General features: G+C 67.8%; 7 protein-coding genes. All 7 read left to right on the forward strand.

Annotation, left to right across the window (positions count from 1 at the left end; genetic code table 11):
- Nucleotides 1-30 precede the first annotated feature (30 nt).
- The 7 genes from N8A90_RS22905 to N8A90_RS22935 all read left to right on the forward strand — a co-directional run bounded on the left by N8A90_RS22905 (nucleotide 31) and on the right by N8A90_RS22935 (nucleotide 6,267).
- Nucleotides 31-624, forward strand: a complete 594-nt coding sequence (locus N8A90_RS22905; protein ID WP_262077532.1) for a hypothetical protein — start codon at nucleotides 31-33, stop codon at nucleotides 622-624.
- Nucleotides 621-1,169, forward strand: a complete 549-nt coding sequence (locus N8A90_RS22910) for a TlpA family protein disulfide reductase (RefSeq protein WP_262077533.1) — start codon at nucleotides 621-623, stop codon at nucleotides 1,167-1,169. The genes N8A90_RS22905 and N8A90_RS22910 overlap by 4 nt, the downstream gene beginning before the upstream one ends.
- 104 nt (nucleotides 1,170-1,273) lie before the next feature.
- Nucleotides 1,274-1,723, forward strand: a complete 450-nt coding sequence (gene accB, locus N8A90_RS22915; RefSeq protein ID WP_262077534.1) for an acetyl-CoA carboxylase biotin carboxyl carrier protein — start codon at nucleotides 1,274-1,276, stop codon at nucleotides 1,721-1,723.
- Nucleotides 1,724-1,725: 2 nt separating this feature from the next.
- Nucleotides 1,726-3,075, forward strand: a complete 1,350-nt coding sequence (gene accC, locus N8A90_RS22920; protein ID WP_262077535.1) for an acetyl-CoA carboxylase biotin carboxylase subunit — start codon at nucleotides 1,726-1,728, stop codon at nucleotides 3,073-3,075.
- Nucleotides 3,076-3,081: 6 nt separating this feature from the next.
- Complete coding sequence (gene prmA / locus N8A90_RS22925) at nucleotides 3,082-3,966, forward strand: 50S ribosomal protein L11 methyltransferase (RefSeq protein WP_262077536.1); 885 nt, start codon at nucleotides 3,082-3,084, stop codon at nucleotides 3,964-3,966.
- Nucleotides 3,967-4,018: 52 nt separating this feature from the next.
- Complete coding sequence (locus N8A90_RS22930) at nucleotides 4,019-5,305, forward strand: zinc-ribbon and DUF3426 domain-containing protein (RefSeq protein WP_262077537.1); 1,287 nt, start codon at nucleotides 4,019-4,021, stop codon at nucleotides 5,303-5,305.
- Between the two features lie 59 nt (nucleotides 5,306-5,364).
- Nucleotides 5,365-6,267 (forward strand): carbohydrate kinase family protein, encoded by a 903-nt coding sequence (locus N8A90_RS22935; RefSeq protein WP_262077538.1) that lies wholly within the window; start codon nucleotides 5,365-5,367, stop codon nucleotides 6,265-6,267.
- Nucleotides 6,268-6,369 lie beyond the last annotated feature (102 nt).

A 6,369-nucleotide genomic window follows, 5' to 3' on the forward strand; every position in this document is an offset into this window, starting at 1 on the left:
GGAATGCTGCAGTGCGGGCAGAATGCCCGGATGGACACGTCGAAGCGCGAAATCGCTGCCGCAGCCGCCCGCCTCGTGGTCGAGGAGGGGCTGGAGTACGGCCCGGCCAAGCGTCGCGCCCTGCGGGATCTGGGCCTGCCGGCGCGGACGGCGCTGCCGCACAACGACGAGGTCGAGGCCGAGGTGCGCGACTACATCGCCCTGTTCTGCGCCGACACCCAGCCCAAGGAACTGCACGCACTGCGCCAGCTCGCGCTGGAATGGATGGAGCGCATGGCCGCCTTCCGGCCGCATGTCGGGGGGGCGGTCTGGCACGGTACGGCGACGCGGCTGTCGGATATCTACATCCAGCTTTTCTGCGACGACTGCAAATCGGCCGAGATCGCACTCATCGACCACCACGTCGATTACGAGCCGCGCATGGTGACCGGCTTCCACGGCGAGCAGGTCGAGGCGCTGAGCGTCCATGCGACGAGCCGCGAGCTGGGCGAGGAAATCGGTGTGCACCTGCTGGTGTACGACCTCGACGATCTGCGCGGCGCGCTCAAGCCCGATTCGCAGGGCCGCACGCCGCGGGGCGACCTGGCAGCCCTCCGCCGTCTGATGGAAAAGGACGCGGCATGACCGCGTCATCGACGCGCAGGGCGTGGGTGCTAGGCGGCGTTGCCGCCGCGGCGGGCGTTGCCGGCACGGGCGTGGCCTGGTGGCGCCATGGAGCGCCGACGCAAGCCGCTGGCGAGCAACTCCCCGCCAAGTTCTGGGCCTCTCGCTTCGAGCAGCCCGACGGCCAATCGCTGCAGATGGCCTCGCTCAAGGGCAAGCCGTTGCTGTTGAACTTCTGGGCGACCTGGTGTCCTCCCTGCGTCGAAGAATTGCCGATGGTCGATCGCTTCTATCGCGATCAGCAGGCGAATGGTTGGCAAGTGGTAGGCTTGGCCATCGATCGGCCCGAGGCAGTGAAGAAGTTCCTGGCGCGCACGCCTGTGACTTTTCCCATCGGCATCACCGGGCTCGACGGCACCGAACTGGTCCGTGAACTGGGAAATGCCGGCGGCGGCCTGCCTTTTACGTTGGTTTTAGCAGCCAATGGCAGCGTGGCGGCCCGCAAGATGGGTCAGTTGCTGCCTGCCGATCTGGATGCTTGGCAGCGCGCAGAACTTCACAGTTAGAATCTCGCCGATACAACCCGGCACTTGGCGAACGAACGCCGAAATAAGCCGATTTTCAGGTGAGTTCAATCCGGAACGACCGGCATAGCCGGCAATGGAGTCCCATGGATCTGCGCAAGTTGAAGACACTGATCGATCTGGTGTCTGAGTCGAATATTTCCGAACTGGAAATCACCGAAGCCGAAGGCAAGGTCCGCATCGTCAAGGCCGGCGAAGCGGCGCCGGTGCAATACGTTCAATCCGTGGCCGCCCCCGCAGTCGCCGCTCCCGCGGCGGCCCCTGCTGCCGCGCCGGCCCCTGCGGCCGCCCCGGTGGCGACCGGCCACACGGTGAAGTCGCCGATGGTCGGCACCTTCTATCGCTCCTCGAGCCCCGGTGCACCGGCCTTCGTGGAAATCGGCGCCCAGGTGAAGGAGGGCGAGACGCTCTGCATCATCGAGGCGATGAAGATCCTCAACGAGATCGAGGCCGACAAGTCGGGCACCGTCACCCAGATCCTCGGCGAGAACGGCCAGGCGGTCGAATACGGCCAACCGCTGTTCATCATTGAGTGACCATGTTCAAGAAGATCCTGGTTGCCAATCGCGGCGAGATCGCACTTCGAATCCAACGGGCCTGCAGCGAACTCGGCATCAAGGCCGTGATGGTCTATTCGGAAGCCGACCGTGACGCCAAGTACGTCAAGCTGGCGCAGGAGGCGGTGTGCATCGGCCCGGCGCCCTCGGCGCAGAGCTATCTCAACATGCCGGCGATCATCTCGGCCGCCGAAGTGACCGACGCCGAGGCCATTCACCCGGGCTACGGTTTCCTCAGCGAGAACGCGAACTTCGCCGAACGCGTGGAGCAGAGCGGGTTCCAGTTCATCGGGCCCACGCCGGAGTCGATCCGCATCATGGGCGACAAGGTGTCGGCCAAGCAGTCGATGATCAAGGCGGGCGTGCCCTGCGTGCCCGGTTCCGAAGGCGAACTGTCCGACGACGCCGCGACCAACAAGCGCATCGCGCGCGCCATCGGCTACCCGGTGATCATCAAGGCCGCGGGCGGCGGCGGTGGCCGCGGCATGCGCGTGGTGCACACCGAGGCGGCGCTGGTCAATGCGATCCAGATGACCAAGGCGGAAGCCGGCGCGGCCTTCAACAACCCGGCCGTGTACATGGAGAAGTTCCTCCAGAACCCGCGCCACATCGAGATCCAGATCCTCGCCGACAAGCACAAGAATGCGGTGTACCTGGGCGAGCGCGACTGCTCCATGCAGCGGCGCCACCAGAAGGTGATCGAGGAATCCCCGGCGCCGGGCATCGCGCGCAAGCTGATCGAGAAGATCGGCGAACGTTGCGTCGCAGCCTGCAAGAAGATCGGCTACCGTGGCGCCGGCACCTTCGAGTTCCTCTACGAGAACGGCGAGTTCTATTTCATCGAGATGAACACGCGCGTGCAGGTCGAGCACCCGGTGACGGAATTCACCACCGGCATCGACATCGTGAAGACGCAGATCATGGTGGCTGCGGGCGAGAAGCTCCCGTTCACGCAGCGCCAGATCGAGATGCGTGGCCATTCGATCGAATGCCGCATCAACGCCGAGGACGCCTACAAGTTCACGCCGTCGCCGGGCCGCATCACGATGTGGCACCCGCCGGGCGGGCCGGGGGTGCGCGTCGATTCGCACGTGTACACGAACTACTTCGTGCCGCCGAACTACGACTCGATGATCGGCAAGATCATCGTGCACGGCGACACGCGCGAGCAGGCGATGGCGCGCATGCGCACGGCGCTCAACGAGACCGTGATCGAAGGCATCCAGACCAACATCCCGCTGCACCGCGAGCTGATGGTCGACGCCAAGTTCATGGCCGGCGGCACCAACATCCACTACCTCGAAGAGTGGCTCGCGGCGCGGGCCCGGTGAAGCACCGTGTTTGAACTCCGCCTGCTGGCCCCTGAAGCGCGCATCGAAGACCTGAGCGAGGCGCTCGAGGCGCTCGAGGCCTTGAGCGTGTCCGTCGAAGACGCCGACGCGCAGACCGATGCCGAGCAGGCGCTCTTCGGCGAGCCCGGCATGCCGCCGCCGAAAGACGGCTGGCAGCGCTCGCGCGTGATCGCGCTGTTCCCCGACGAGCGTGCGGCACGCGAGGCGGCCACCTTGCTGTCGGCGCAGGATTTCTTCGCCGGCTGCGAAGTGGTCGGCGTGGCCGACGTGCCGGAGCAGGACTGGGTGCGGCTGACGCAGTCGCAGTTCGCGCCGGTCGAGATCACGCCCGAGTTCTGGATCGTGCCGACCTGGCACGAGCCGCCGGCCCAGGCGCGGCAGACCATCCGCCTCGACCCGGGGCTCGCTTTCGGCACCGGCACCCACCCCACCACGCGCATGTGCCTGCGCTGGATCGCGACGCGGCAGCCCGCCGCGCCGGCACGGGTGCTCGACTACGGTTGCGGCTCGGGCATCCTGGCGATCGGGGCGGCGAAATTCGGCGCCATGGCCATCGACGCGGTGGACATCGACCCTGCGGCGGTCGAGGCCACCCGGCTGAACGCCGACGCCAATGCCGTGCAGTTGAACGCCGGCCTGCCCGATGCGGCCCAGGGCCGCTACGACGTGGTTCTGGCCAACATCCTGGCCACGCCGCTCAAGGTGCTCGCGCCGTTGCTGTGTGCGCACGTCGCGCCGGGCGGCTCGCTGGTGCTGGCCGGCATCCTCGAGCGACAGGCCGACGAACTCAAGAGCGCCTATGCGCCCTATGCGGCGCTCGAGGTGAGCGATACCGAGGACGGCTGGATCCTCATGACGGCGCGCCTGTAGCCACCGCCGGCCCGCCGATCCGGGCAAGGGCCGATCCTACAATCGACGCCTCATGAGTCTCGCCACCCGCTGCCCTGCCTGCGGCACCACGTTCAAGGTGGTGCGAGACCAGCTTCGCATTTCCGACGGATGGGTGCGCTGCGGTCGTTGCAGCCATGTGTTCGACGGCACGGAACACCTGCACGACACCGAAGCTGCGACGCCGGACGTGGCAGCGCCCACGCCCGCACCCGAGCCGGCCGACCAGGCGTCGTCGGCGCAGAGCGCTCCGCCCTCGGACTCGCCGACACCCGAGGCGTCGACGCTGGCCGACATCGACTTCTTCGGCGAGGCCTTGATGCGCCTCCAGGGCGGCTCATCGGACGGCGAGGCGCCCGGCCGCGCGCCGACGGCCGCCATCACCGACCACATTCCGCAGCCACCGCGCACCCAACCCGTGGCGCTCGAGGCCCCCACGCTCGGCTGGCCTGCGTTCGGCGGCCATGCATCGACCTCCACGGTGCCCGTCATCGAGTTCCCCGTCGATGAGCCGCCTGTACCGGGGCCCGTCGCGGCCGAGGCCGTCGACGCTTGGTCGCGGCTGCCGTCGCTGCACCTGGGCGATGTGCCGCAGCGCGCCGAGGCATCGGTGCCAGCGGCGGTGTCCGACGCCGACGACGCCCAGTTTCAGAAGGCGTTGCGCCGCGCGCGCATCAAGTCCGCCAAGATCGCGAAGGCGCGTGCCAAGGCCAAGGACAGCGAGCCGGCCGCCGTCGTGATGACGGCGAGCGAGCCCGTGGAGCCTTCGCCGACGCCGGAGATTTCGCCGGCGCCCGCCCGCCGGCGCTCCTCGCGCGTGCACGAGGAGCGCCAGCAGGGCTTTCGTCTGCGCTGGCCCTGGCGTACCCTCTCGGCGGCCGCATTGCTGCTGCTGGTGGCGCAGATGGCCTACCAGGAGCGCAGTGCCATCGTGGCTCGCCAGCCGTCATGGCGGCCCGCCTTTGCCAGTGCGTGCGAGGTGCTGGGTTGTCAGCTGTCGGCGCTGCAGCGCATCGCGGACATCACCATCGACGGCGCTTCCTTCGCGCGAGAAAAAGGCGGCGAGGGCTACCAGCTGAGCTTCACGCTGCGCAACCGGGCCGACCTCCCGCTGGCCATGCCCGCGGTCGAGCTGTCGCTGATCGATCTGCAGGAGCGGACCGTCGTGCGCCGCGTGCTCAGGCCCGCCGACTATGGCGCGCCGGCCGTGATCGCCGCGCACGGGGAGCGCACGGCACTGCTGCCGATGACGCTCGCCAGCGGCGACGCCGCGGCATTGCCGCGCGTGGCCGGATTCCATCTCGATGCCTTCTACCCCTAGTCGCGTTCCGGCGCGTCTTCATCCCTTCTTCCCTTCCTTCCCTACCAACGGTCCATCCCATGGCAGCCCTGATTTGCGGTTCTCTCGCGTTCGACACCATCATGAATTTCGAGGGAAGGTTTGCCGACCAGATCCTCCCGGACCAGGTGCACATTCTGAACGTGTCCTTCCTCGTGCCCGGCCTGCGCCGTGACTTCGGCGGGTGCGCCGGCAACATCGCCTACAGCCTGAATGCGCTGGGCGGCACGGCGCTGCCGATGGCGACCGTCGGCAGCGACGGCGCCGACTACATCGCACGCCTGCAGGGCCTGGGCATCGGCACTGAATTCGTCCGCGAACTCGGCGACACCTACACCGCGCAGTGCTTCATCACGACCGACCTCGCCAACAACCAGATCACGGCCTTTCACCCGGGCGCGATGCAGCAGGCGCACGTCACGCGGATCGAGGCGCGCGACGACATCCGGCTCGGGATCATCTCGCCCGACGGACGCGATGCGATGCTGCAGCATGCCGAGCAGTTCAAGGTCGCCGGCATTCCCTTCGTGTTCGACCCGGGCCAGGGCCTGCCGATGTTCAACGGCGACGAACTCGCGCGCTTCATCGAGCAGGCGGACTGGGTCACGGTCAACGACTACGAAGGCAAGATGCTCAGCGACCGCACCGGCTGGGGCAACGCCGAGATCTCGCGCCGTGTGCGCGGGCTGGTGGTCACGCTCGGCGCCGATGGCTGTGATGTCTGGGTCGACGGCCAGTGCACGCATGTGCCGGCCGTGACGCCCGAGGCGGTGGTCGACCCGACCGGCTGCGGCGACGCCTGGCGCGGTGCGCTGCTCTTCGGTCTGGAGAAGGGCTGGTCGCTGGCAGACTGCGCCACGCTGGGCAACCGCGTGGGTGCACTCAAGATCGCACAGCGCGGTCCGCAGAACTACCGACTCGATCGGCCGGTGCTGGGCGTTTGAGCGTCTTCTTGCCCCGGCCCTGAGCGTGACCCGTCCTGAATAGCGTTGACACCTCAGGACGATAGGAACACTGCCGGAGCTACCCGGCCAAGGACGCCCGAT

Origin of the sequence: Variovorax sp. N23, from assembly GCF_025486315.1 — a bacterium.
Taxonomy (GTDB): Bacteria; Pseudomonadota; Gammaproteobacteria; order Burkholderiales; family Burkholderiaceae_C; genus Variovorax.

Excerpts from the sequence above, each read along its gene's own strand:
- N8A90_RS22935 (WP_262077538.1), top strand. The coding sequence starts at position 5,365 with ATGGCAGCCCTGATTTGCGGTTCTCTCGCGTTCGACACCATCATGAAT.
- N8A90_RS22905 (WP_262077532.1), top strand. The coding sequence starts at position 31 with ATGGACACGTCGAAGCGCGAAATCGCTGCCGCAGCCGCCCGCCTCGTG.
- N8A90_RS22930 (WP_262077537.1), top strand. The coding sequence starts at position 4,019 with ATGAGTCTCGCCACCCGCTGCCCTGCCTGCGGCACCACGTTCAAGGTG.
- accB (WP_262077534.1), top strand. The coding sequence starts at position 1,274 with ATGGATCTGCGCAAGTTGAAGACACTGATCGATCTGGTGTCTGAGTCG.
- accC (WP_262077535.1), top strand. The coding sequence starts at position 1,726 with ATGTTCAAGAAGATCCTGGTTGCCAATCGCGGCGAGATCGCACTTCGA.
- N8A90_RS22910 (WP_262077533.1), top strand. The coding sequence starts at position 621 with ATGACCGCGTCATCGACGCGCAGGGCGTGGGTGCTAGGCGGCGTTGCC.